14 protein-coding genes are annotated in these 23,829 nt (G+C 71.2%); 4 read left to right on the top strand and 10 right to left on the bottom strand.

Going from position 1 to position 23,829, the window contains the following annotated elements; translation table 11 throughout:
* Positions 1 to 191: 191 nt before the first annotated feature.
* The 8 genes from ABH940_RS28125 to ABH940_RS28090 all read right to left on the bottom strand — a co-directional run bounded on the left by ABH940_RS28125 (position 192) and on the right by ABH940_RS28090 (position 13,784).
* On the bottom strand, positions 192 to 542 hold the full coding sequence (locus ABH940_RS28125; RefSeq protein WP_370071433.1) for a helix-turn-helix domain-containing protein: 351 nt from the start codon (positions 540 to 542) through the stop codon (positions 192 to 194).
* Positions 543 to 733: 191 nt separating this feature from the next.
* The gene (locus tag ABH940_RS28120) at positions 734 to 1,216 is read right to left on the bottom strand and encodes a CinA family protein (protein ID WP_370071432.1); all 483 of its coding nucleotides are present in this window, start codon (positions 1,214 to 1,216) and stop codon (positions 734 to 736) included.
* Entirely contained in the window at positions 1,213 to 1,824 is a 612-nt protein-coding gene (gene pgsA / locus ABH940_RS28115; protein ID WP_370071431.1) for a CDP-diacylglycerol--glycerol-3-phosphate 3-phosphatidyltransferase, read from the bottom strand. The genes ABH940_RS28120 and pgsA overlap by 4 nt, the downstream gene beginning before the upstream one ends.
* Positions 1,825 to 1,865: 41 nt before the next feature.
* A complete protein-coding gene (gene rimO / locus ABH940_RS28110; protein ID WP_370071430.1) occupies positions 1,866 to 3,353 on the bottom strand; it encodes a 30S ribosomal protein S12 methylthiotransferase RimO in 1,488 nt (495 codons plus the stop codon).
* A 252-nt stretch (positions 3,354 to 3,605) separates the two neighbouring features.
* Positions 3,606 to 4,598 (bottom strand): helix-turn-helix domain-containing protein, encoded by a 993-nt coding sequence (locus ABH940_RS28105; RefSeq protein WP_370071417.1) that lies wholly within the window; start codon positions 4,596 to 4,598, stop codon positions 3,606 to 3,608.
* Positions 4,599 to 4,909: 311 nt separating this feature from the next.
* On the bottom strand, positions 4,910 to 7,792 hold the full coding sequence (locus ABH940_RS28100; RefSeq protein ID WP_370071416.1) for a DNA translocase FtsK 4TM domain-containing protein: 2,883 nt from the start codon (positions 7,790 to 7,792) through the stop codon (positions 4,910 to 4,912).
* 125 nt (positions 7,793 to 7,917) lie between these two features.
* Positions 7,918 to 8,577, bottom strand: a complete 660-nt coding sequence (locus ABH940_RS28095) for a two-component system response regulator (RefSeq protein WP_370071415.1) — start codon at positions 8,575 to 8,577, stop codon at positions 7,918 to 7,920.
* 407 nt (positions 8,578 to 8,984) lie between these two features.
* The gene (locus ABH940_RS28090; protein ID WP_370071488.1) at positions 8,985 to 13,784 is read right to left on the bottom strand and encodes a HAMP domain-containing protein; all 4,800 of its coding nucleotides are present in this window, start codon (positions 13,782 to 13,784) and stop codon (positions 8,985 to 8,987) included.
* A 428-nt stretch (positions 13,785 to 14,212) separates the two neighbouring features.
* Here ABH940_RS28090 and ABH940_RS28085 point away from each other — a divergent pair, with 428 nt between their 5' ends.
* The 3 genes from ABH940_RS28085 (at position 14,213) to ABH940_RS28075 (ending at position 20,748) form a co-directional block, all read left to right on the top strand.
* Positions 14,213 to 16,924, top strand: a complete 2,712-nt coding sequence (locus tag ABH940_RS28085; RefSeq protein ID WP_370106544.1) for a SpoIIE family protein phosphatase — start codon at positions 14,213 to 14,215, stop codon at positions 16,922 to 16,924.
* 354 nt (positions 16,925 to 17,278) lie between these two features.
* The gene (locus ABH940_RS28080; RefSeq protein WP_370106543.1) at positions 17,279 to 19,972 is read left to right on the top strand and encodes a cellulase family glycosylhydrolase; all 2,694 of its coding nucleotides are present in this window, start codon (positions 17,279 to 17,281) and stop codon (positions 19,970 to 19,972) included.
* A 206-nt stretch (positions 19,973 to 20,178) separates the two neighbouring features.
* On the top strand, positions 20,179 to 20,748 hold the full coding sequence (locus tag ABH940_RS28075; RefSeq protein ID WP_370071412.1) for a GPR1/FUN34/YaaH family transporter: 570 nt from the start codon (positions 20,179 to 20,181) through the stop codon (positions 20,746 to 20,748).
* On the opposite strand, the gene ABH940_RS28070 is transcribed toward ABH940_RS28075, so the two are convergent.
* Positions 20,729 to 21,703, bottom strand: a complete 975-nt coding sequence (locus tag ABH940_RS28070) for a phosphatase PAP2 family protein (protein ID WP_370071411.1) — start codon at positions 21,701 to 21,703, stop codon at positions 20,729 to 20,731. The genes ABH940_RS28075 and ABH940_RS28070 overlap by 20 nt on opposite strands.
* 98 nt (positions 21,704 to 21,801) lie before the next feature.
* Positions 21,802 to 22,476 (bottom strand): helix-turn-helix domain-containing protein, encoded by a 675-nt coding sequence (locus tag ABH940_RS28065; RefSeq protein WP_370071410.1) that lies wholly within the window; start codon positions 22,474 to 22,476, stop codon positions 21,802 to 21,804.
* A 90-nt stretch (positions 22,477 to 22,566) separates the two neighbouring features.
* Between ABH940_RS28065 and ABH940_RS28060 the strand changes: the two genes are divergently transcribed.
* Entirely contained in the window at positions 22,567 to 23,721 is a 1,155-nt protein-coding gene (locus tag ABH940_RS28060) for a benzoate/H(+) symporter BenE family transporter (RefSeq protein ID WP_370106542.1), read from the top strand.
* The last annotated feature ends 108 nt before the right edge of the window (positions 23,722 to 23,829 follow it).

Genomic DNA, 23,829 nt, shown 5'->3' with positions numbered 1-23,829 from the left:
CGCACAGCCCCCACGTCAGCGGACTCCGCCGGGGTATCGACACCATCGACAAACCCTCCCCAACGGGACAGGCAGGACAGGCCAGGACAGAAACCTCATCGTATCCGCGCGGAGCGCAAACGGCCCCTCCCCGAGTCGACATCGAACACCGATCGACTCGGGGAGGGGCCGTCAAAAACCCAGCGGCGGCGTTACGCCGCGACCACGTCCATAGCGCTCGCCTTCGGCACCAGCGACGGAACGCGTTCCGCCGAAGGCACCTGCACGGGCTCCAGCCGGGCGGGACGGCCCGCCTCGCCGGAGGCCAGCTCGGCGAGCGACAGCTCGTCACTCACCTCGCGCATGACCTCGGACATTCGCACGTCGAGGGCATCGCAGATCGCAGAGAGCAGCTCGGACGAGGCCTCCTTCTGCCCCCGCTCGACCTCAGAGAGGTAACCGAGCGAGACCCGCGCGGCAGCGGACACCTCGCGCAGGGTTCGGCCCTGGCGCTGGCGCTGCCGACGCAGCACGTCACCCAACAGACGACGGAGCAGGATCATCGGTTGCTCCCTCCTAGGACCGCGACTAGAGACCTCACAGCCCCACCGTACCGCCTGCCCCGCATCGCGTGCGGGGAGCCTGGTCGTGTTCACTCTGGGCTGCATCCATGGCCCCTCCCCTGTTGTTCGCGGTATTGTCCGCGAATCTTTCCGGCCCACTGCTTGTGTTCTTCCCGGTAGGAGGCCCGTTCCTAACCCACCGGATTGCCCTGGAGCGCCCGCGTCAGCAAGTCCACCGCGGCCGCCACTGCTTTGCGTCGGATTGTGACACGATCCCCTGACAGCCGGAGCGAAGAGACGGATTCTCCACCCACGCGCGAAATCGCCACGTACACCGTGCCGACCGGGTGCCCGTCCTGGGGCTCGGGACCGGCCACTCCGGTGGTCGCCAGACCGAAGTCCGCTCCCATCAGCACCCGCACGCCTGCGGCCATCTGGGCCGCGACGTCCGGGTCCACCGCGCCGCGAGCGGCCAGCAGGTCCGCGTCTACGCCCAGCACCGAGCCCTTGAGCTCGGTCGCGTAGGCGGTGACCGAGCCGCGGAACGCCTTGGACGCCCCAGGAACCGCCACGAACTCCGCCGCCAGCAGGCCGCCGGTCAGCGACTCGGCGACGGCGACCGTGGCGCCCGCGCGCACCAGCGCCGCGAGGGCTGCCTGCGCGTCGGCGGTCACGACCCCGTGCCCTGTCCCGCACGCTCGGCCAGCCCCGCCCGGCGCAGCACGACAGCCTGGCGGATGTAGTCGAGCCCGCTGCCCACCGTGAGCAGCACGGCCACACCCATCAGCCACCAGCGTGCCGACGCCAACGGCCCCGTGAGTACCAACACGTACATGCCGACCGCGATTCCCTGGATCAGCGTCTTGAGTTTGCCGCCGCGACTGGCCGGGATCACGCCGAAGCGGATCACCCAGAAGCGCATCAGGGTGATCCCGACCTCGCGGACCAGGATCACGATCGTCACCCACCAGGCCAGATCGCCCAGCACCGAGAGGCCGATCAGCGCGGTGCCCATGATCGCCTTGTCGGCGATCGGGTCGGCGATCTTGCCGAAGTCGGTCACCAGGCCCTTGCGCCGGGCGATCTCACCGTCGAAAAGGTCCGTGATCATCGCGACGGCGAACGCCGCCCAGGCCAGGGCGCGCCACTTGGGGTCGTGCCCACCGCCTGCGAACAGCAGCGCGGCGAAGATCGGAACGATCACCAACCGGAGCATCGTCAGCAGGTTGGCCAGGTTCCACAGCCCGGGGCCGGCAGGCACGTCGTCGACCGGAGCCGCCATCGGGGCGCCCGTTCTCGCCGCCCCGCCCCCCGGACCCGGTGTCACGCCGACACCTCGGCGTAGAGGTCGACGCCCTCGCTCGCGGTGACCTCGGCCTCGACCAGGTCGCCCACCGCGAGGCCCTCGACGGCGCCGAGCAGGATGGTGATGCCGTCCGTCTCGGGCGCCTGGTGCAGGGCCCGGCCGATCACGCCGTCCTCCTCGTCGACGGCCTCGACCAGCACGGAGACCGTGCTGCCGATCCGTTCCTCGGCGCGCTGCGCGGTCAGCTCCTCCGCCAGTCGGCTGACGCGGGCCAGCCGCTCGGCGACGACGTCCTCGGGCAGCTTGCCGTCGTACTCGGCTGCCTCGGTGCCGTCCTCGTCCGAGTATCCGAAGACGCCGATCGCGTCCAGCCGGGCGTGGGTGAGGAAGCGTTCCAACTCGGCCAGGTCGTCCTCGGTCTCGCCGGGGAAGCCGACGATGAAGTTGGAGCGCGCTCCGGCCTCCGGGGCCTTGGCGCGGATCTGGTCCAGCAGCTCCAGGAACCGGTCGGTGTCACCGAAGCGGCGCATCCGGCGCAGCACGTTCGGCGCGGAGTGCTGGAACGACAGGTCGAAGTAGGGCGCGACCTTGGGCGTCGAGGTCAGCACGTCCACCAGCCCCGGCCGCATCTCGGCGGGCTGCAGGTAGCTCACCCGCACCCGCTCGACGCCCGGAACGGCGGCCAGCTCGGGCAGGAGCGTCTCCAGCAGGCGGATGTCGCCGAGGTCCTTGCCGTAGGAGGTGTTGTTCTCGCTGACCAGCATGACCTCGCGGACGCCCTGCTCGGCCAGCCAGCGGGTCTCGTTGAGCACGTCCGACGGCCGCCGGGAGAGGAAGCTGCCGCGGAAGGCCGGGATCGCGCAGAAGCTGCAGCGCCGGTCGCAGCCGGACGCGAGCTTGACGGAAGCGACCGGGTTGTCGTCCAACCGCTTGCGCAGCGTGCGCGGGCCGGACGCGGGCGCGAGGCCCTCCGGGAGGTCCTCGATCGGGGTCGCGTCCTCGGTAACACCGTCGGCCTGCTCGGCGTGCTCGGCGCCGTGGCCGGGCACCGCGACGCTCTCGGCCGCGGCCTGCCGCTCGACCGGGCTCAGCGGGAGCAGTTTGCGGCGGTCCCGCGGTACGTGCGAGACGTGCGTCCCGCCCGAGAGGATGGTCTGCAGCCGCTCGGTGATGTCTGCGTAGTCGTCGAAGCCGAGCACGGCGTCGGCCTCCGGCAGGGCGTCGGCGAGCTCCTTGCCGTAGCGCTCGGCCATGCAGCCGACGGCGACGACGGCCTGGGTGCGGCCGTGCCCCTTGAGGTCGTTGGCCTCCAGCAGGGCGTCGACGGAGTCCTTCTTGGCGGCGTCGACGAAGCCGCAGGTGTTGACGACGGCGACGTCCGCGTCGGCGGCGTCGACGACGAGCTCCCAGCCGTCGGCTTCCAGCCTCCCGGCGAGTTCCTCGGAATCGACCTCGTTGCGGGCGCATCCAAGGGTGACGAGAGCGACTGTGCGGCGTTCGGGCATGTCGCCAAGGTTACCGAGGTTTTCCGGCGTCCTGAGCATTGGCCCGGAGAGCGGCCTTCTGAACACCGGGGAGGTTGCACTGCCTCAGGGGCACGGGGACTCCTGCGCAAGGAGCCAGTTGCAACACGCAGGGGCGCGGGGAACCGCGCGACATGCCACCCACGCAGGTACAGCCCCGAACGAGCAGGCCCATCCGCACAGGGTGGATATTCGCGCAGTTCCCCGCGCCCCTGAACAGTGCAACGACAGGTCTCAGCCCGCGACCGGGTCGCCCGGGGTGTAGGTGACGTTGACCACCTGGCCGGTCTGGCCGGCCATGCCGAGGTCCTTGCCGTTGGCCCAGACATGGACGGCACCCGCGTTACCCAGCACCAGCTTCAGCTGCTTCGCGTCCGTGAAGGTCTGGGTCTGGCCCTGGGTCAGGTCAGCCTGGAAGAGAGTCTTGCCGGAGGCGTCCTTCACCAGCAGCCAGCTGTCCGCGTTCTGCGCGACGAGCTTGACGGTGACCTTGCCCGCCGGGGCCGCCGCGATCGCGCTCGGCTTGACCTGGGTCACGGGCGGCAGGCTCGGGTGGAGGACGGGGCCGATCGACGGCGAAGCCGTTGTGGCCGGGGTGACGGCCTGGGCCACCGGTGCCTTCGGGCCGCTGCTCGCCAGGTTGAAGCCGATCACCGCGATGACGACGACGATCGCGGCGACCATCGCCGCCGTCCAGTTCGGGCGGCGTCGCTCGGTCGAGATCCGGCGGTCGCCCGCCGTCTCGAAGAGCGGGACCTTGGCGTCCGCGGGGTTGCCGCCGTGCGCGGCGTCGTAGCGGCGGACCAGCTCGTCGCCGTCGACGCCGACCGCCTGGGCGATGGCGCGAATGTGACCACGGGCGTAGAAGTCGCCGCCGCACCGGACGAAGTCGTCGTCCTCGATCGCGTGCACGATCGGGACCCGGACCCGGGTCCGCGCGCTGACCTCGTCGACGGTCAGGTCGGCGGCGGTACGCGCCGTGCCGAGCACCTGTCCGATGGTGGGCTGGTAGCCGCCCGGCAGCACCGGGGCCTGCGGCGCGTCGGCCGGGTCGAACACGGAGGGTGCCTTCGGGAAGCTGGGCGCCTTCGGCATGCCGGGCACGCTCGACACCGCGGGGGCTGCGGGCGCAGCCGCCGTGGTCTCCGCAGAGTCCGTGGAGTCCGCGGCAGGCACAGTGGGCTCGTTCGGCTCGTTCGATCCGGAGGAGGTCGTGCCGGTCGTCACAAGGGGCGCCTTTCCAACGTGGGCGGCCAGGCTTCGCCCGGGGATCGCCACCCCCGGGAACGCCGTCGAAACACCAGTCTAGGGGGCGGGTCTGAGCCTTGCTCAACCGGGATTCGGCCGAAAGAGAAGGTCCGCATCCGGATCGTTACCCAGTCCGTCCGCGGCACGAACCGTCCCCCGACCCGCAGCGGGACCCGCTGGTCCGACGGGGGATGTGACGGTGCGTCGGAAGCAGTCACGCATCCCCGCGCCTGTCGGTTCCCCCACGCCGACAACGTCTGCGAAGCGGTTCCGGATACGCGTTCGCCCAGTCATTCCCCCCGGAGGGTGAGGAGTACGCCATCCAGCTCGTCCGGCTGGACGAGAACGTCCCTGGCTTTCGAACCCTCGCTCGGTCCGACGATGCCGCGCGACTCCATCAGGTCCATCAGCCGACCCGCCTTCGCGAAGCCGACGCGGAGCTTGCGCTGCAGCATCGAGGTCGAACCGAACTGGGTGGAGACGACCAACTCGGCGGCCTGGACCAGCAGATCCATGTCGTCGCCGATCTCCTCGTCGATCTCCTTCTTCGGGCCCGAGCCGACCGAGACGTCGTTGCGGTACTCCGGCTGGAGCTGCGCCTTGCAGTGCTCGACAACGGCGGCGATCTCCTCCTCGGTGACGAACGCGCCCTGCATGCGCATCGGCTTGCCCGCGCCCATCGGCAGGAAGAGCGCGTCGCCCTTGCCGATCAGCTTCTCCGCGCCGGGCTGGTCCAGGATGACCCGGCTGTCGGCGAGCGAGGAGGTGGCGAAGGCGAGCCGGGACGGTACGTTGGCCTTGATCAGACCGGTGACCACGTCCACCGACGGGCGCTGCGTCGCCAGCACCAGGTGGATGCCCGCCGCACGCGCGAGCTGGGTGATGCGGACGATCGAGTCCTCGACGTCGCGCGGCGCGACCATCATCAGGTCGGCCAGCTCGTCGACGATCACCAGCAGGTACGGGTAGGGCGTCAGCACGCGCTCGCTTCCGAGCGGCGGCTGGAGTTTGCCGGACCGCACCGCGCGGTTGAAGTCGTCGACGTGGCGGAAACCGAACGCGGCGAGGTCGTCGTAGCGGAGGTCCATCTCGCGGACCACCCACTGCAGCGCCTCGGCGGCCTTCTTCGGGTTGGTGATGATCGGCGTGATCAGGTGGGGGACGCCCTCGTAGGCGGTCAGCTCGACCCGCTTGGGGTCGACCAGGACCAGCCGCACGTCGTCCGGGGTGGCCCGCATCAGCACCGAGGTGATCAGGCAGTTGATGCAGGACGACTTACCTGCGCCGGTGGCGCCGGCGACCAGGATGTGCGGCATCTTGGTGAGGTTGGTCATCACCGTCTGGCCCTCGACGTCCTTGCCCATGCCCACCTGCATCGGGTGCGGGTCGGCGGCGGCCGTCTGCGAGCGCAGCAGGTCGCCGAGGTTGACCATCTCCCGGTCGGTGTTCGGGATCTCGATGCCGACCGCCGACTTGCCGGGGATCGGGCTGATGATCCGGACGTCGGGGCTGGCCACGGCGTAGGCGATGTTCTTCGCCAGCGCGGTGATCCGCTCGACCTTGACGGCCGGACCGAGCTCGACCTCGTAGCGGGTGACCGTCGGGCCCCGGGTGAAGCCGGTGACGGCGGCGTCGACCTTGAACTCCGCGAAGACGCCCATCAGCGAGGCGACCACGTCGTCGTTGGCCTTGCTGCGCGACTTGCCGGGACCGCCGCGGGTGAGCAGGTCCAAGGAGGGCAGGCGGTAGCTGTCGCCCGGCAGCTTCAGCTGCTCGGAGCGGAGCAGGGCGCTGCCGTCGGACTCCGCTGCGGCGGCGGCCGAGTCCTCCTTGCGCGCGCCCGGGAGCGGGACCTCGGGGGCATCGGTCGGCATCGGCGGGATCCCTGGGATCCCCGCGTCCGCGAGGTGCTTGTCCATGTCGACCGGCCCGCCGCGGTCCTGCACGCCGTGCGGCGAGCCGTGCTCCGCGTCGTTGTCGAGCGACGGCACGTCGCTGGGCGGCGTGCGGTCCTTGACCCGGCCCAGGACGTCCGCGAGCGCGGGCGAGGGCTGCACGCCGTTCATCACCGCACCGTCGAGTTCGGCGGCGGCAGCGGCGGCCACGCCGATGGTGTCGAACGGGTCCGGCTGCTCCTGGTCCGCGCCAGCCCCGACGCGGCGGCGCGGACGCCTGCGACGCGGGGTGACCGCACCCTCGCGCTCCAACTGGTTGCGCTTGGCGAGCAGCACGGCCCGCTCCTCGGGCGTCCCGGGGCCCCCCTCGAAGTCGTCGATCGACGCGTCGGCGCCGGTCTCCTCGTCGTCCTCGCCGAAGCCGAGGCCGTCCAGACCGGCGAACTCGTCGAAATCACCGCCGTCGTCATGCAGGTCCGAGGGCTCGACCAGCGCGAGTCGCTCGCCCAGGACCCGCAGGCGCTGCGGGATCTGGTTGACCGGCGTGGCGGTGACCACCAGCAGGCCGAAGAAGGAGACCAGCACCAGGAACGGCACCGCCAGCGCCGGTCCGGCCGCGGACATCAGCCAGCGGGAGGCGGCCAGACCGATCAGCCCGCCCGCGTTGCGGATCTGGCCGGCCCCGGCCTGGAGCCCGGGCGCGCCGCAGCTGATGTGGATCAGTCCGAGCACGCCGATGGTCAGCGCGGTCAGGCCGATGACGATCCGTCCGTTGGCCTCGGGCCGCTCGGGGTGACGCATCAACCGCACCGCGATGCCGAAGAGCAGCACCGGCAGCACCACCGTGAGCTGCCCGAACGCGCCCTTGACCACGTCGGTCACGCTGACGCCCAGCCAGCCCTGCGGGTCCGACCAGGACCCGGCCGCGATCAGCAGCGCCAGCGCGATCAGCAGCAGCGCCAGGCCGTCCTTGCGATGGGCGGGATGGAGGTTCTTCGCGCCGTTGCCGAAACCGCGCGCGACGGAGCCGACGCCGTTGGCGACGCCGAGCCAACTGCCGCGCACGGCACGGTAGGCGAGCGGCTTGGGGGGTGCGGGCTTGGGTGCGGGCGCGGCGACGGCCTTCTTGGCCGGAGCCTTCTTCGCGGGCACCGACTTCTTGGCCGGTGCCTTCTTCGCAACGGGCTTCTTGGCCACCGGCTTCTTGGCAGCCGTGGCCTTCTTCGCCGTCCCCGCGCCTCGGGTCTGCGAACCGCTTCCGGACGTGCGTGTGGCCATGGCGTTCAGATTACTAGCGGAGACAGGGGTGCAACACGCGCCGGAGGGGGTTGCCGGGGGTGTGTCGCACAAGAAGTGCACCCGGGGTACGCGTCAAGCGCGACACGCCGTCAGACGGCGTGCGGTCAACCCTCGTTCGGGACGGGCGCGGTGCCGGACTCCGGGTCGAGGGCGTCGAGGGCGCGGCGCAGGCCGGCCAGACGGCGCTCCAGGTGGGTCGCGGTGGCCAGGGCGGCGGGCTCGGCGGCGTCCGCGTCGGCGAGCTGCTTGGTGAGCGCCTCGGCCTGCTCCTCGACCGCCGCCAAACGCGCGGAGAGCTCGGCCAGCAGCGGCGCGCCCGGGCCCTGCCCGGACTCCAGCTGCAGCCGCAGCAGCGCGGCCTGCTCCTTGAGCTGGCAGTTCTTCATGTAGAGCTCGACGAAGACGGAGACCTTGGCGCGCAGCACCCACGGGTCGAACGGCTTGGAGATGTAGTCCACCGCACCGGCCGCGTAACCACGGAAGGTGTGGTGCGGACCGTGGTTGATCGCCGTCAGGAAGATGATCGGGATGTCCCGGGTGCGCTCGCGGCGCTTGATGTGGGCGGCGGTCTCGAAGCCGTCCATGCCCGGCATCTGCACGTCGAGGAGGATGACCGCGAAGTCGTCGTTGAGCAGCGCCTTGAGCGCCTCCTCGCCGGAGCTGGCGCGCACCAGCGTCTGGTCCAGCGCGGAGAGGATCGCCTCGAGGGCGAGCAGGTTCTCCGGCCGGTCGTCGACAAGGAGGATCTTGGCCTTCTGCACCATGGCCTGCCCTCCTCGCCCGGCCCCCGCCGCGGGCGCGACGACTGTCGCCGTCCCCCGGAACGCGTCGGACCCGTTCACCGTTCGTGTGTCCACTGCTGCCCTGCCGACGGTCATGGTATCCGCACCTCACTGCCCGCATCCGGTGACCCAGCCAGTACCGGTAGCAACGCCGAGTGACCTTATCCGGTTCCTGCGGTGCGAAGCCACCACCCTTACGAGTGGGGACAGCCGATTCCAGCGAGATTACCTGTGGGACGCGAGCCGGACCTGACCGGCCGGGTTCCGGTCATGTGCCCGGCGACCAGCCCGGATCAACCCTCTCATGCCCGGACCGGGACGCATATGCCCCCCGGTCCGCGCACGACTGGACGAACGGTCCGGTGTGACGTGCTTCTCAGAACCGGATCTCAGCGTTCCCGGGCCCGCAGCCAGTGCTCCATCACGCCGAGCAGGTGGTCGGTGTCGACGGGCTTGGTCACGTGGTCGGACGCCCCGGCCGCCAGGCTCTTCTCCCGGTCGCCCTTCATCGCCTTGGCGGTCAGCGCGATGATCGGCAGCCCGGCGAACTGCGGCATCCGCCGGATCGCCTCGGTCGTCGCGTAGCCGTCCATCTCCGGCATCATGATGTCCATCAGCACCAGCTCGACGTCCTCGTGCTGCTCCAGCACCTCGATGCCCTCGCGGCCGTTCTCGGCGTAGAGCACGCCGAGGCCGTAGGTCTCCAGGACGCTGGTGAGCGCGAAGACGTTGCGGATGTCGTCGTCGACGATGAGCACCTTCTCGCCGCTGAACCGTCCGGAGAACGGTGCGAACGAATCGTCGTGCGCCCCCGCCGGATCGGATTCCACCGGCGTGACCGGCTCGTCCCCGGTCCCCTCCCTGGCACCGGCCCCGGCTCCGGTACCGGTACCGGCTCCTGCCCCGGGCAACTCGGCGAGGTCGTCGCGACCGGCCTGCCGCGGCTGGCGGGACTGCTCGCCCGGCTCCAGCGCGGCGGGGGTCGGCGCCGGCTCCACCGGACGTGCCGGGCGCGGCGACGCGGGCCGCACCGTCGGCTCCGGCCTGTTCTCCTCGCGCGGAGCCGCTCCCGGACGCGGCAGCGTCGTCGCGGCGGCGGCACGGCGGCGCTCGTGCGCGGCGCCGATCACCTCCTGGGCCCAGAGCTCGGCCGGGTTGACCTGGCCACCGCCGGGCAGTGCACCCGCGATGATCGGGTGCGGCTCGGACTCCTCACGCAGCGGCAGGTAGAGCGTGAAGGTGCTGCCGCGGTCCATCTCGCTCTCGGCGTTGATCTCGCCGCCGAGCAGGCGGGCGATCTGACGGCTGATCGACAGGCCGAGGCCGGTGCCGCCGTACTTGCGGCTGGTGGTGCCGTCCGCCTGCTTGAACGCCTCGAAGATCTCCCGCAGTTTGTTCTGCGGGATGCCGATGCCGGTGTCGGTGACCGAGAAGGCGATCAGCGGCTCCTCCGGGTCGTTGATCGCGCCGGACTCCAGCATCTGCTCCCGGATCAGCTGCGGCACCCGGTGCTGGCCGCCGTTGCCGCCCGCGGGCTGGATCAGCAGCTCGACCGCGCCGGAGTCGGTGAACTTGACCGCGTTGGACAGCAGGTTGCGCAGCACCTGCTGCAGCCGCTGTTCGTCGGTGTGCAGGGTGACCGGCAGCTCCGGCGAGACCCGGACCGCGAAGTCCAGTCCCTTGTCCGCGGTGAGCGGCCGGAAGGTGGCCTCGACGTAGTCGACCAGCTGGACCAGGGCGATCCGGGCCGGCCGGATGTCCATCTTGCCCGCCTCGACCTTGGACAGGTCCAGGATGTCGTTGATCAGCTGGAGCAGGTCGGAGCCCGCGCCGTGGATGGTCTCGGCGAACTCGACCTGCTTGGGACTGAGGTTGCCCTCGTTGTTGTCGGAGAGCAGCTTGGCCAGGATCAGCAGCGAGTTGAGCGGCGTGCGCAGCTCGTGCGACATGTTGGCGAGGAACTCGGACTTGTAGCGGGTGGAGAGTTCGAGCTGCTCGGCGCGCTCCTCCAGGACCTGGCGCGCCTCCTCGATCTCGGAGTTCTTGATCTCGATGTCGCGGTTCTGCGCGGCCAGCAGCTCGGCCTTGTCCTCCAACTCGGCGTTGGAGCGCTGGAGCTCCTCCTGACGGGCCTCCAACTCGGCGGAACGCATGGAGAGTTCGGCGGTGAGTCGCTGCGACTCCAGCAGCAGGCCCTCGGTCTTGGTGTTCACCGCGATCGTGTTGACGGTGACACCGATCATTTCTGCGATCTGATCGAGGAAGTCCATGCTGATCTTCGTGAACGCGTTGAACGACGCAAGTTCGATCACGCCGAGCAGCCGTCCTTCGAACATGACGGGCATCACGATCACGTTGACCGGAGCGGCCTCGCCCAACCCCGAGGCGATCTTCAGGTATCCGGGCGGGGCGTCCCGCAGCAGGATCGGCTTCTTCTCGGTCGCCGCCTGCCCGACCAGCCCCTCCCCGGGGTGGAACGCGGTCGGCATGGCTCGGCGCTGGTACCCGTAGGAGCCGATCAGGCGGAGCACCGTCTCGTGCTCGATCACGCCGTCGCCCGGGTCGGTCACCAGGTCGCCCCGGGTGGACGGCATGGCCAGGAAGAACGCGCCGTGCTGTGCCGAGACCACCGGTGTCAGCTCGCTCATGATCAGTGCGGCGACCGCCTCCAGATCCCGGCGGCCCTGCATCAGACCGGAGATCCGGGCCAGGTTGGTCTTGAGCCAGTCCTGCTCCTGGTTGGTACGCGTGGTCTCGCGCAGGTTGGCGATCATCTGGTTGATGTTGTCCTTGAGCTCGTCGAGCTCACCGGACGCGTCCACGTCGATGCGCAGGCTCAGATCACCGCGGGTCACCGCGGTGGCGACCTGGGCGATGGCGCGCACCTGGCGGGTCAGGTTGCCCGCCAGCTCGTTGACGGACTCGGTCAGGTCCTGCCAAGTCCCGGCCACGCCGGGCACCCGGGCCTGGCCGCCCAGGCGTCCGTCGGTGCCGACTTCTCGGGCCACGCGGGTGACCTCGTCGGCGAAGGCGGAGAGCTGGTCGACCATCGTGTTGATGGTGGTCTTGAGCTCCAGGATCTCGCCGCGCGCGTCGACGTCGATCTTGCGGGTCAGGTCGCCCTTGGCGACCGCCGTGGTCACCTGGGCGATGTTGCGCACCTGGCCGGACAGGTTGTCGGCCATCAGGTTCACGTTGTCGGTCAGGTCCTTCCAGATCCCGGCGACGCCCGGGACCCGGGCCTGGCCGCCCAGGATGCCCTCGGTGCCCACCTCGCGGGCCACGCGGGTGACCTCGTCGGCGAAGCCGGACAGCTGGTCGACCATGGTGTTGAGGGTGTCGGCCAGTGCGGCGACCTCGCCCTGCGCCTCGATGGTGATCTTCTTCGACAGGTCGCCGCCGGCGACCGCGGTGGCCACCTGGGCGATGTTGCGCACCTGGAAGGTGAGGTTCGACGCCATGCCGTTCACGTTCTCGGCCAGGTCGCGCCAGATGCCCTCGACGCCCTTGACCCGGGCCTGGCCGCCCAGGATGCCCTCGGTGCCCACCTGACGGGCCACCCGGGTCACCTCGTCGGCGAAGACCGACAGCAGGTCGACCATGGTGTTGACGGTGGTGACCAGTTCCAGGATCTCGCCGCGGGCGTCGACGGTGATCTTCTTCGACAGGTCACCGCGGGCCACCGCCGTGGTGACCTCGGCGATGTTGCGCACCTGGTTGGTCAGGTTGTTGGCCATCAGGTTCACCGAGCTGGTCAGGTCCTTCCAGGTGCCGGAGACCCCGGGCACCTGTGCCTGACCGCCGAGCCGTCCCTCGGTGCCGACGTCCGTGGCGACCCGGGTCACCTCGTCCGCGAACGAGGAGAGCTGGTCGACCATGGTGTTGAGCGTCGTCTTCAGCGCGAGGATCTCGCCGCGCGCGTCCACGGTGATCCGCTGGGTCAGGTCGCCCTTGGCGACCGAGGAGGCCACCTGTGAGATGTTCCTCACCTGGAAGGTGAGGTTGGAGGCCATGAAGTTGACGTTGTCGGTCAGCCCGCGCCACACCCCGGCCGCGCCGGGGACCATCGCCTGACCGCCGAGGATGCCCTCGGTGCCGACCTCGCGGGCCACCCGGGTCACCTGGTCGGCGAAGCCGGAGAGCTGCGCCACCATCGTGTTGATGGTGTTCTTCAGCTCCAGGATCTCGCCGCGCGCGTCCACCTCGATGGTCTGCGACAGGTCGCCGCGGGCCACCGCGGTGGTGACCTGGGCGATGTTGCGCACCTGGTCGGTCAGGTTGGACGCCATGAAGTTGACGTTGTCGGTCAGGTCCTTCCAGGTGCCGGCCACGCCCGGCACCTCGGCCTGACCGCCCAGCCGGCCCTCGGTGCCCACCTCGCGGGCCACCCGCGTCACTTCGGCGGCGAACGAGGAGAGCTGGTCCACCATCGTGTTGACGGTTTCCTTCAACTCCAGCATCTCGCCCGCCACCTGGGCGGTGACCTTGCGGGACAGGTCGCCCTTGGCGACCGCCGTGGTGACGAGCGCGATGTCGCGCACCTGCGCGGTCAGCCGACTGGCCATCATGTTGACCGAGTCGGTGAGGTCCCGCCAGGTGCCCGACATGCCGCGGACCCGGGCCTGGCCGCCCAACTTGCCCTCGGTGCCGACCTCGACGGCCAGCCGGGTCACCTCGTCGGTGAACTCGGAGAGCAGTTCGACCAGGCCGTTGACGGTCCGACCGATCCGCAGGAACTCGCCGCGCAGCGGATGCGTCCCACCGTCCGGGCCCACCGCGCGCAGCTCCATCCGCTGCTCCAGGTCGCCCTCGGCGATCGAGCCCAGCACCCGGCCGACCTCGGCCATCGGGCGGGCCAGGTCGTCGATCAGCGCGTTGCAGTTGTCGATCGCCGCGCCCCAGGCCCCCTCGCCCGCGCCGATCTCCAGCCGCTCGCCCAGCCGTCCCTCGCGACCCACCGCGCGCCGGACCCGGGCCAACTCGCCGGTCAGGTGCTGGTTCCGCTCGGCGACCTCGTTGAAGACCGCGGCGATCTCGGCCAGCACCGAGTCACCTGGTACGGTCAGCCGCCGTCGGAAGTTGCCGTCCCGCATCGCGGTCAACGCGGACAGCAGCTTGCGTAGTTCGGCCGCGTCCGCGCCCCGGCCCCGGCGTCCCCGCCCCTGCGGGGTACCGCCCCGGGACGCCATGACAGCCGTCGCCCTGCTCGAATCCACCGGCCTGCCTCCAGAGTTGCGTTGGGTGCCGCGGTTGTCCGGCGCGGTCCCGCACGGGACGCACCCCCACAATCTAACGACCGTAGAGGGTTGCGTGAGGGGTACGGCGGGGTATCCGGTCGGGCAACGGGACAGTGATCACGTCCTGTTCGAACCTGATCAAGTCACCGAACGTACCTGCTTCGCTCCCTTAGCGGTACCGCTGTCAGTAACCTGGCGGCGACAAGGGACGTTGGGCAAGTGCCCGGACAGCGGCGCGCTGGACCGCGTGCGCGCCGATCCGAGGGCGCACTCGCTTCCTCAGGTACGCGCCGCCAGGGCCGCCACGGTGGCCGGGACGGCAGAACGACGCCGGTAGCAACGGCGGAAGCCGCAGCGACGGCAGAGAGGAGAGGCGCCTCGTGGGTGACGCCACCGCGCGGGCAGCCGCCACGTTCGAGCCGGTCGGCCGCTCCGTGGCAGCGGCTCGTGCGTTCGTCAGGGACACCCTCCAGGGGTGGGGCTTCGGCGAGGTCGTCGACGACGCCGTGGTGCTGGTGAGCGAGCTGGTCACGAACGCGGTCGTGCACGCCGGCACCTCTGCCGAGGTGCACTGTGTCCGCCGCACCGACTCGGTGCGGGTCGAGGTCGCCGACCGCTATCCGCGCCGCTCGCTGCCGATCTATCCGGGGGCTGAGGACGGTCCGGACCCGGCGGCAGCCGCCGCGCTCGGCCTTGCGGACCTGGCCGCGCCCGGGCTGTCGCTACGCCAGGCGATCCCGGCAACGGTCAGCACCGCCGAACTGGAGCGCGAGGGCGGTCGGGGCCTGCTGCTCTGCGCGGCGCTCGCCGCCCGCTGGGGCGTCGACTACACCGCGACCGAGAAGCGCGTCTGGTTCTCCCTGGAGCTCCCGGCCCGCGCGGCGGGTACCCGTTTCGCCGGACCGGTCACCCCCGACAGCCTGCTGCCGGAGACCGACGCCTCCGTCCACGTCGCGGTGCTCCAGGTGGACGGCGAGGGAGTGGTCTCCGCCTGGAACCAGGACGCCGAGCTGCTGTTCCAGCACGCGGCGGTCAAGGCGGTCGGCCGTCCCTTCGCCGAGTTCGCCGCCTGGCCGCAGACACCGGGAACCGGCCTCGGCATCGACGAGGCGCTGCGGCTCTCCCGCTGGGAGGGCAGCTACGCGATCCGCCGCGCCGACGGGCGGCTGCTCACCGTCTACGGCGCGCATCTGCGGGTCCGCGACGCGCACGGCAGCCCGTCCACCGTCTGTCTGCTCGTGCGCGAGGAGGAGCGCGCGGTGCTGCAGGCGCCGCTGCGGGCCCAGTCCACCGAGAGCGGCACCGGAACCCGCCACGAGGGCGCCGACGCCTTCCTCGGCTCGCTCATGGGCGGCCAGGCCCCGGACGACCTCGACGGCCTGCTCCAGCGCACCGTCGAACGCGCCCGCGACATGCTCGACGGGGACGCCGCCTACCTGCTGCTGGCCACCGACGACGAGACCGAGCTGGAGGTCCGCGCCAGCACCGGCCTGCCATCGAACCGGCAGCGGTTCGCCCGGGTCCCGGTCGAGTCCAGCGCGGGCCGCTACGGCTCGGCCCGGCTGCCCGCCGTCCACGAGGACCTGGCCGACTCCCCCGGCGCGGTGCCGCTGCTGACCGGGACCGGCCTGCGCTCGGTGCTCACTGTCCCGCTCAAGGTCGAGGGCCGGCTCACCGGCTCCCTCGGCGTCGCCGCGCAGACCCCGGGCCAGTACGGCAACGCGGACGCGCTGCGGCTGCAGTTCGCGGCCGACCGGATCGCACTGGCCGTCGAGAGCGCCCGACTCACCGAGCTGGAACGACTGCGCCGCGGCTCGCTCTCCTTCCTGGTCGAGGCCTCCGACCTGCTGGCCGGAACCCTGGAGCGCGACCAGACGCTCGCGCTGATGGCGCAGATGACCGTGCCGACGCTGGCGTCCTGGTGCGCCGTCTACACCACCTCCACCGGCATCGACCCGTCCGTGCCCGAGCTGGCCTTCGTGCTGCACGAGGACGAGGAGCGAATCGACGCCCTGCGCGCCCTCCTCGGCAGCATCGCGCCCCCGGAACCCCTCAACACCCCCGGCGCACGCGACTGGCCCGCGCCCGGCGACGCCGCGATGCGCGCCGCCATGGCCTCCCGGACCCTCGCGGGCGCCGCGACCGCCAGCCCGCAGTCGACGGAGGCCGCCGCGCTCGCCGCGACCACTGTGGGCGGTGAGACGGTGGTGCTGCCGCTGGTCGCGCGCAACCGCGTCATCGGCATGCTGACGCTGGGCAAGCCCACCGACGAGAAGTTCCGCCGCGAGATCCTCGAACTCGCCGAGGACCTCTCCCGCCGGGCCGCGCTGGCGCTCGACAACGCGCGTCTCTACTCCGAACGCACCGCCATCAGCCGTGCCCTGCAACGCAGTCTGCTGCCGCCCGCGATGCCGCGGGTGCCGGGCGTCGAGGTCGAGGTCATCTACCGCGCCGCGGGCGAGGGCAACGAGGTCGGCGGCGACTTCTACGACGTCTTCCCGATCCGTCCGGGCACGTACGGCTTCGCCATCGGCGACGTCTGCGGTACCGGCCCCGAGGCCGCCGCCGTCACCGGCCTGGCCCGTCACTCGCTCCGCCTGCTCGCCCGCGAGGGCCTCTCCGCGCCGGAGGTGCTGCAGCGTCTGAACGCGGCGATCCTCGACGAGGGCGACCGCGGCCGGTTCCTGACGCTCCTCTACGGCGAGATGACGCCGCACGACGACGGCACCGTCGAACTCAGCACGGTCTGTGCGGGCCACCCCCTCCCGCTCCGGCTCCGCCCCGACGGCACGGTCTCCGCCGCAGCGTCCCCGCAGCCGCTGCTGGGTGTCATGGACGACCTGGAGCTGGAGGCCGAGAGCCTGGTCCTGGATCCGGGCGACGTCCTGCTCTGCGTCACGGACGGCGTGACGGAACGCCGCGAGGGCTCCCGCATGCTGGGCGACGACGGCCTCGCCGACGTCCTCTCCGGCTGCACCGGCCTCACCGCGGGCGCGGTCGCCACCCGCGTCCTGCGCGCGGTGGAACGCTTCGCCGCGGACCCGGCGTCGGACGACATGGCCATCCTGGCTCTCCGCATCCCGACGCACTGAGCAACCGTTCCCGCAGGCGAGGCAGTTGCACTGCCTAGGGGCGCGGGGCTTTGCTTGATCAACTGCGCGCGAGAGAAACCACTGATGAGCGGATGACCCTGCGCGTTCGGTGCTCTACCTGTGTGGGTGGCTCGTCGCGCAGTTCCCCGCGCCCCTGGGTAGTGCAACTGGCCCACTGCAAATGAGCTCAGGAAGCGCACAGCTTTCACGCGCGTTCAAACCTCAAGCCCATGACGCACGCTAAACCTTCACATCAGCTCCACCCCATTTTGTCCCCCTCCGTACCGCTAAGTGCCGCCGTGGCAGGCAAGTGACCCCTGTTGCGCGACATATCGCGCTCCTAGCATCGCCGGGGTGTCCCGCACCGTCAGTACCCCCGGCTCGCGATCCGTCGGCGTCACAGACGCCGACCTCCCGCCGACGGCGCGCGGCGGCGCCCTCGGGGCGGTGATCACCGTCGTCACGCTGCTGCTGGTCTGCCTCGCCGCCGCCTACGCCGACCCGACCGGGCTGCTCGCGCCGCTGCCGTGGTCGGCGCTGCAGGTGACCCCCGTGCGCGGGCTGTGGTCCGTCGCCGGGGCGGCCGTCTTCCTGCCCGTGCTCGTCGCCGTCACCGCGTGGGCAACCGTCGTCGCCTTCCGCAGCGCCGCGCCGGAGACCCGTCGCGGGCGGATCGTGCTGCGGCTCTGGGGCGGGACGGTGCTCGCCACCGCCATCGCGCGCCTCGCGCAGCTCCTCGCCGAGACGGCCGGAGTGGGGATCCACGGCGGAGCGCGGACACTGGCCGCGACCGCCCTGTGGGACTGCGGCCTCACCGCCGAGCGGACGGCGCTGATTTCCTGGCTGCCCGCGCTGCTCGGCGCGCTCGCCTACCGCCCGCGATTCGCCGCCGGGGACCCCGACTTCACGCCCGTACGGCGCAGCCGCACGCTCCCGCCGCGCTACGGCTGGCGGTGGTCGCTGACCGGGACGGCCCTCCCGCTGGCCCTGCTCGGGCCACTCCTCGGGCCGCTGCTCTGGGAGGGCTCACCCGCCGCCGCGTTCTACGGCGAGCCGCTGAGCCTGCGTCGGATGCCGTTCGGGTTCGACCTCGGCCCGGCGCGCTTCGCAGTCGAGCTCGGCACCGCCGCGATCGTGACGGCGGTGCTGCTGACGCGTTCGTGCCGCCGGTTCGACTACACCCGGCCTCGTCACCTGCTGCTGGGCGGCTGGCTGGCCGCCCTCGGCGGCGGTCTCGCCGCCGGCGCGGTGCAGGCGCTGCTCGCACTGCCGCGCGACCTCGGCTGGAGCTCGGCGGGCGGCGGGACCGGCGGCGACCTGTTCTTCGTGCCGGACGTCGCGCTCCGTCTGGGCACCGGGCTCTCCCTCGGCGCCGCGTTCGGCTGGGCCGTGGTTCCGACCCTGTTGCTGCTCAGCCGCCTGCTGGAGATGATCTCCGGGCAACGCCGCCGGATGGCCACCGTGCTCGCCTCCGCGACCGTACTGGCCGTCGGCTCCTGGCTGTTGGCGCAGGCGACGCCGGTGACCACCGCGGCAGCCCCGACCGTCAACGCCGCCGCCCTCGCCACCGCGGCGCAGCCGTTGCCCGCCCTCACCGTCCGCCCGGCGTCAGGCAGCGCGCCGGCGGAGATCACCGACGTCAACGGCCGTCAGCTGCTGCTGCGTGGCGTCAACGTCAACCAACTGGTCGACTACGCCCCGCCCACGCCGGGGGCGCCGACCGTCCGGCCGCTCACCGACGGCGACTTCGCCCAGATGGCCTCGCTCGGCTTCGACGTGGTCCGGCTCGACATCTCCTGGTCCGCGCTGGAGCCCACCCGCGGGCAGTATGAGCAGGCGTACCTGGCCCGGATCCGGGCCACCGTCGCCATGGCGGCGAAGCACGGCCTCTACACCGAGCTCGACATGCACGAGGACGCCTGGGGACCGGCCGTCGCCGCGCCGCCCGGGACCAGCTGCCCGTCCGGCAGCACGCCCGCGCTCGGCTACGACGGCGCCCCCGCCTGGGCGACGGTCACCGACGGCGCGTCCAGCTGCCAGACACTGAGCCGCGATCTCACCCCCGCCAACGCCCGTGCCTTCACCGCCTTCTACCACGACGTGAACGGCATCCAGAGCGAACTCGTCTCCACCTGGGGCATGTTGGCGCAGACCTTCGCGGGCGATCCTGCCGTCGCGGGATACGGACTGCTCAACGAGCCCGGCATCGGCGACGACCCGCCCGCGACCTCCTCCATGCTGCTGGGCGCCTACTACGACCACGCCGTTCAGGCGATCCGGTCCGCCGAGCGGCAGACGCCCGGCGGCTTCCCCCATCTGGTCCTCATCGAGCCGAGCGTGCTCTGGTCCGGCCTCGGCTTCGACGCCGCCCCGCCGCGCGGCTTCAGCACCGACCCGTACCTGGTCTTCGCGCCGCACCTCTACAACCAGTCGATCACCATGGACCAGCAGTTCGGCCTGACCCTGGTCTCGGTCGAACGCGGCTTCACGCTCGCCGAGCAGCAGGCCAAGTCGTACGGCATGCCGCTGTGGGTGGGCGAGTGGGGCTGGTTCGGCTCCAACACCCCTGAGAACGGCGCGATGATGCGCCGCTTCGCCGCCGCCGAGGACGAGGCCGGGATCGGCGACGCCTTCTGGGTCTGGAAGCAGGCCTGCGGGAGCCCGGAGAGCGACCCGCATGCGGCGACTGCCGGCAACCTGATCGGCGAGGACTGCGTCACCGGCAAGGACCTCCCGCCGGCCGGCGACGTCGTCTCCGTGCTGTCCCGGCCCTACCCGCAGGCCGCGCCGGGCACGTTGACCGGTCTCAGCTCCGACCCCGACACCGGCGCGCTCACCCTGACCGGCACCGCACCCGCCTCAACGTCTGCCGCGTCCTCGGCCTCGGCGTCCAGCCCGGCCTGCACGCTGACCGTCTGGTATCCGGGGCGCACCCGGCCCAGCACGCCGCAGACACAGGGCATCAGCCAACTGACGCTGCGCCAGGTGCCGGGAGGCTGGTTCATCACCGGCTGTGCGACGGGGAGTTACCGGCTCTCGGTGGGGTGACGGCGAGTCACGGCGGAGGAACCCGCGCCTCCGCTGCCCCATACACCTCTTAGCTGCACCATTACGGCAGATCTTCGGAAATGTTCGATATCAAGGTGATTACGGAAGGTTGATACTCCGTCACCGTCGGGAACGGAACAACCATCAGACAAAGGCGGCCACGACCTGATCGCCGCCGGGCAGCATTACCAGTGAAAGGAGCCCCCGTGAGCAACGAAGCCGCGGTGGCCAGCAACCGCTCCCTCACTCTCGGTGCCGCAGCAGGACCGCTCGGCTACCTCGCCCTCGGTCTCACCCTGCTCGCCTACGGCCTGGGCAGCACCGGTGTCATCCACAACGTCGCTGCCTCCGACGCCAAGAACCTGAGCTTCTGGGTGGGCGGCGTCACCCTCTTCATCGCCGGCCTGATCGAGTACCGCTCCGACAACGCCGCCACCGGCACCGCCTTCGCCGGACTCGGGGCGCTCTGGGTCACGGCCTCGCAGGTCACGCCGATGTCCGCCAATGCAAGCGGACTCTTCTTCGTCCTCTGGGCCCTGCTCGCGCTCTCGCTGACCGGCGCCGCCTGGCGCAGCGGCGGCACGCTGGTCCGCGGGACGTACGGCCTGCTGACCGTAGCCCTGATCCTCTGGGCCATCGGCGCCTTCGGCGGCAGCTCCGGCCTCGACAAGGTCGGCGGCTGGGTCGCCGCGGTGGCGGGCCTCTGCTCCTGGTACGCCGCCACGCTCTCGCTGACCGGCGGCTCGTTCGGGCCGGTCAGTCTCCCGTCGGTGTGACCCAGGCCCTAGCGACTCCGGTCCCGTCAACCTCGGTCCCGGCGACCTCGGTCCCGATGACCGACTGACGTTCCACCGCACCGGGCGTGCCTGACACGCCCACCCGGGCCGGCCGGGGACCGAGGGGGGTCCCCGGCCGGCTTTCCGGCTGCCTGGCCAGGAACGACCGATGGATCCTGCTCGCCTGCCACTGCACCAGGTAGGCCAGGAGCAGCAGGGCGACGGCCGCGACGCCGTCCAGCCAGTAGTGGTTGGCCGTGACCACCACGACCGCGACCGTCAGCGCCGGATGCGCGATCACCAGCCAGCGCCACCGGCTCCGACTCACCTTGATCACCGCCACGGCCACCAGCACACACCACGCCACGTGCACCGACGGCATGGCGGAGTACGAGTCGGCCTGCAGGCCCCCGAGGGTGGTGCCGTAGACGGACTGGTTGTAGTAGACGGCGAGGTCGAGCATCCCGTCACCCGGCAGCAGCCGGGGCGGAGCCACGGGTATCAGCTGGATCAGCAGCGAACCGGCCGTGACCAGCACCAACGTCATCCGCACCCACGGGTAGGCCTCCCGGTGACGCAGGAAGAGCCAGACCAGCAGCGCGATCATCACGCCGAAGTGCATGGACGCGTAGTAGTAGTTGGCCGCCTGGGCCAGCAGGGGATGCGGCAGCACCCAGCCCTGGAGCGTCTCCTCACTCGGGAGATGCAGCCACCGTTCGGCGCTCCAGATCGCCTGCCCGCGCGCCACCGCCCCGTCGGTGCTCATCACGGACAACTGCCCGGCGAACTGCCACGCGGCGAAGAGCGCGAGCACCGTGCCCAGCTCGCGGACCACCAACCCCACGTTGACCCGGCGCTCCGACAGTGAACCGACGCGCCGCAGCGCAGCGGAGGCCCCGTAGGCGACGACCGCGACAGCGCCCGCCGACTGCCAGCTCAGCGTCAGGTTCTGCACCGTGATTCCCCCTTCCAGCGCTCACCGTAGTGCCACCCGCTGACAACGCGCGCGTCAAAGCGACGACACCTGCGGGCTGCTTTCCGGTCGGGGTCGGCTCAGTGCTCCGGCTGGTGCCGGTCTTGTCCGGAAGGCCCCAGAGGATGCCGGATCAGCAGCGACGCGAGCACCGGCTCATCCCCCAACGCGGCGTAGGTGTGGGGAGTGTCGGCGACGAAGGAACCGTGGTCACCCGCGTGGATCACCAACGGACGACCGACCGGACCGACCTGGGCCGTCCCCGAGAAGACGGTCAGGTACTCGGTCACTCCGTTCGGGTGGGCGGGCGACGTCTGCAGGAGTCCGGGGCGGATCTCCAACCGGTACAGCTCCGTGCTCATCTCCTCGTCCCGGAAGACCTCGAGCAACTGCGCCACCACGGCCGTGCCGTGCACCTCCGGCACGCTGCGCCCGACGCCCTGCGCCGAGAGCAACTCGGCCAGCGGGACGCCCAGCTGCCCGGCGATGGCATACAGCGTCTCGGCCGTGGGATTGCGCGAGCCGGTCTCCAGCCCGGAGAGGGTGGCCTTGCCGATACCGGCACGCCGCGCCAGCTCGGAGAGGCTGATCCCGCGCTGGGCCCGGAGCGCCCGGATCCGCGCACCCGTCGCCGAGGCGGCAGCCGGGGTCCAACTGCCCGTCACCACGCCCTTTCCCGCACGGCCGGTCTCGGAGCGGGCGATGCCAGAGCCGCTGACGTGCGAGCCTCTGATGTCAGAGCCTGAGATACCCATGGCGCCGAGTATCGCCGCTCCGCTAGCGTTCCGATCACTCCAGTCGTTCCATAAACGGAACACTCGCACACTCAAGGAGGGAACCCGTCCATGCCCGCACGTCTGCGTCTCCCGACCCAACCGCTCACCGCCGGACTCGTCACCGCCGTGGTCGGGTTCAGCAGCTCCTTCGCCCTGGTCCTGACCGGCCTGCGAGCTGTCGGAGCGGACCGGTCGGAGGCAATCTCGGGACTGCTGCTGCTCTGCCTCAGCATGGGCGTGCTCGCCATCGTGCTGGGACTGCACTTCCGCCAACCGCTCAGCTTCGCCTGGTCCACGCCCGGCGCTGCACTGCTGGTCTCCGCCGGCCGTCAGCCCGGGGGCTACCGATACGCAGTCGGCGCCTTCGCCCTCTGCGGGCTGCTGCTTGCGGCGACCGGCCTCTGGTCACGCCTCAGCCGCCTGGTGGAGGCGATCCCGGGCAATCTCGCCACCGGCCTGTTGGCCGGCGTCCTGCTTTCGCTCTGCCTCGCCCCCGTCCAGGCCGCCTTCCAACTCCCGGCGCTGACACTGCCGGTGATCGGCATCTGGGCCGTACTGACCCGCCTGGCCCGGCGCTGGGCGACGCCCGGCGCGCTGCTCACCACGTTGGTCGTGATCCTCGTCCACACACACGGCCGTCTCGGCGCGGCACACGACCTGCTGCCACGCCTCACCGTCACGGCCCCGGCACTGAACTGGCAGAGCGTCATCGGGATCGCACTCCCGCTCTACATCATCACGATGGCCTCGCAGAACATCCCCGGCCTGGCCCTGCTCCGGCACTTCGGCTACCGCCCGCCGGTGCGATCCGTGCTCACGACGACAGGTCTCACGACGGCTGTCACAGCGGCGGGAGGCGGCTACGCGGTCAACCTGGTCGCGATCACGGCCGCCCTGGTCGCCGGACCGGACGCCGGCCCGGAGCGCGAACGCCGGTGGATCGCCTCCGTGACGGCGGGGGCCTGCTACATCGTGCTCGGCCTCACTGCCGGAGCCTCCGCGGTCCTGCTCACCGCGGCACCACCGCTCTTGGTGGAGGCCGTCGCGGGACTGGCACTGCTCCCGACGCTCGGCTCCTCCCTCTCCACCGCGCTCGCGCAGGAGAAGGGACGCGAAGCGGCCGTCGTCACCTTCGTGGTGGCGGCCTCCGGCGTCTCAGCGTTCGGCATCGGAGCGCCGGTCTGGGCACTTGTGGCGGGGGCGGTGATGCGCTTCCTCGTCTGACCGGCCTGCCCATAACGCAGTGAAGCCCCCTGACACATGGTCAGGGGGCTTCACTGGAAAGATTGTTCGGCGGCGTCCTACTCTCCCACAGGGTCCCCCCTGCAGTAC

The sequence above is a fragment of the Streptacidiphilus sp. BW17 genome (genome assembly GCF_041262485.1).
GTDB lineage: Bacteria > Actinomycetota > Actinomycetes > Streptomycetales > Streptomycetaceae > Streptacidiphilus.
Note: the sequence above shows the minus strand (reverse complement) of the source record. Positions and strands in the feature narration are given on the sequence as shown.

What these genes read in the sequence shown, in the direction of transcription:
- ABH940_RS28100 (WP_370071416.1), bottom strand. Translation starts at nt 7,792, where the DNA reads ATGGCCACACGCACGTCCGGAAGCGGTTCGCAGACCCGAGGCGCGGGG.
- ABH940_RS28065 (WP_370071410.1), bottom strand. Translation starts at nt 22,476, where the DNA reads ATGGGTATCTCAGGCTCTGACATCAGAGGCTCGCACGTCAGCGGCTCT.
- ABH940_RS28125 (WP_370071433.1), bottom strand. Translation starts at nt 542, where the DNA reads ATGATCCTGCTCCGTCGTCTGTTGGGTGACGTGCTGCGTCGGCAGCGC.
- ABH940_RS28090 (WP_370071488.1), bottom strand. Translation starts at nt 13,784, where the DNA reads ATGGCGTCCCGGGGCGGTACCCCGCAGGGGCGGGGACGCCGGGGCCGG.
- rimO (WP_370071430.1), bottom strand. Translation starts at nt 3,353, where the DNA reads ATGCCCGAACGCCGCACAGTCGCTCTCGTCACCCTTGGATGCGCCCGC.
- ABH940_RS28095 (WP_370071415.1), bottom strand. Translation starts at nt 8,577, where the DNA reads ATGGTGCAGAAGGCCAAGATCCTCCTTGTCGACGACCGGCCGGAGAAC.
- pgsA (WP_370071431.1), bottom strand. Translation starts at nt 1,824, where the DNA reads ATGGCGGCTCCGGTCGACGACGTGCCTGCCGGCCCCGGGCTGTGGAAC.
- ABH940_RS28060 (WP_370106542.1), top strand. Translation starts at nt 22,567, where the DNA reads ATGCCCGCACGTCTGCGTCTCCCGACCCAACCGCTCACCGCCGGACTC.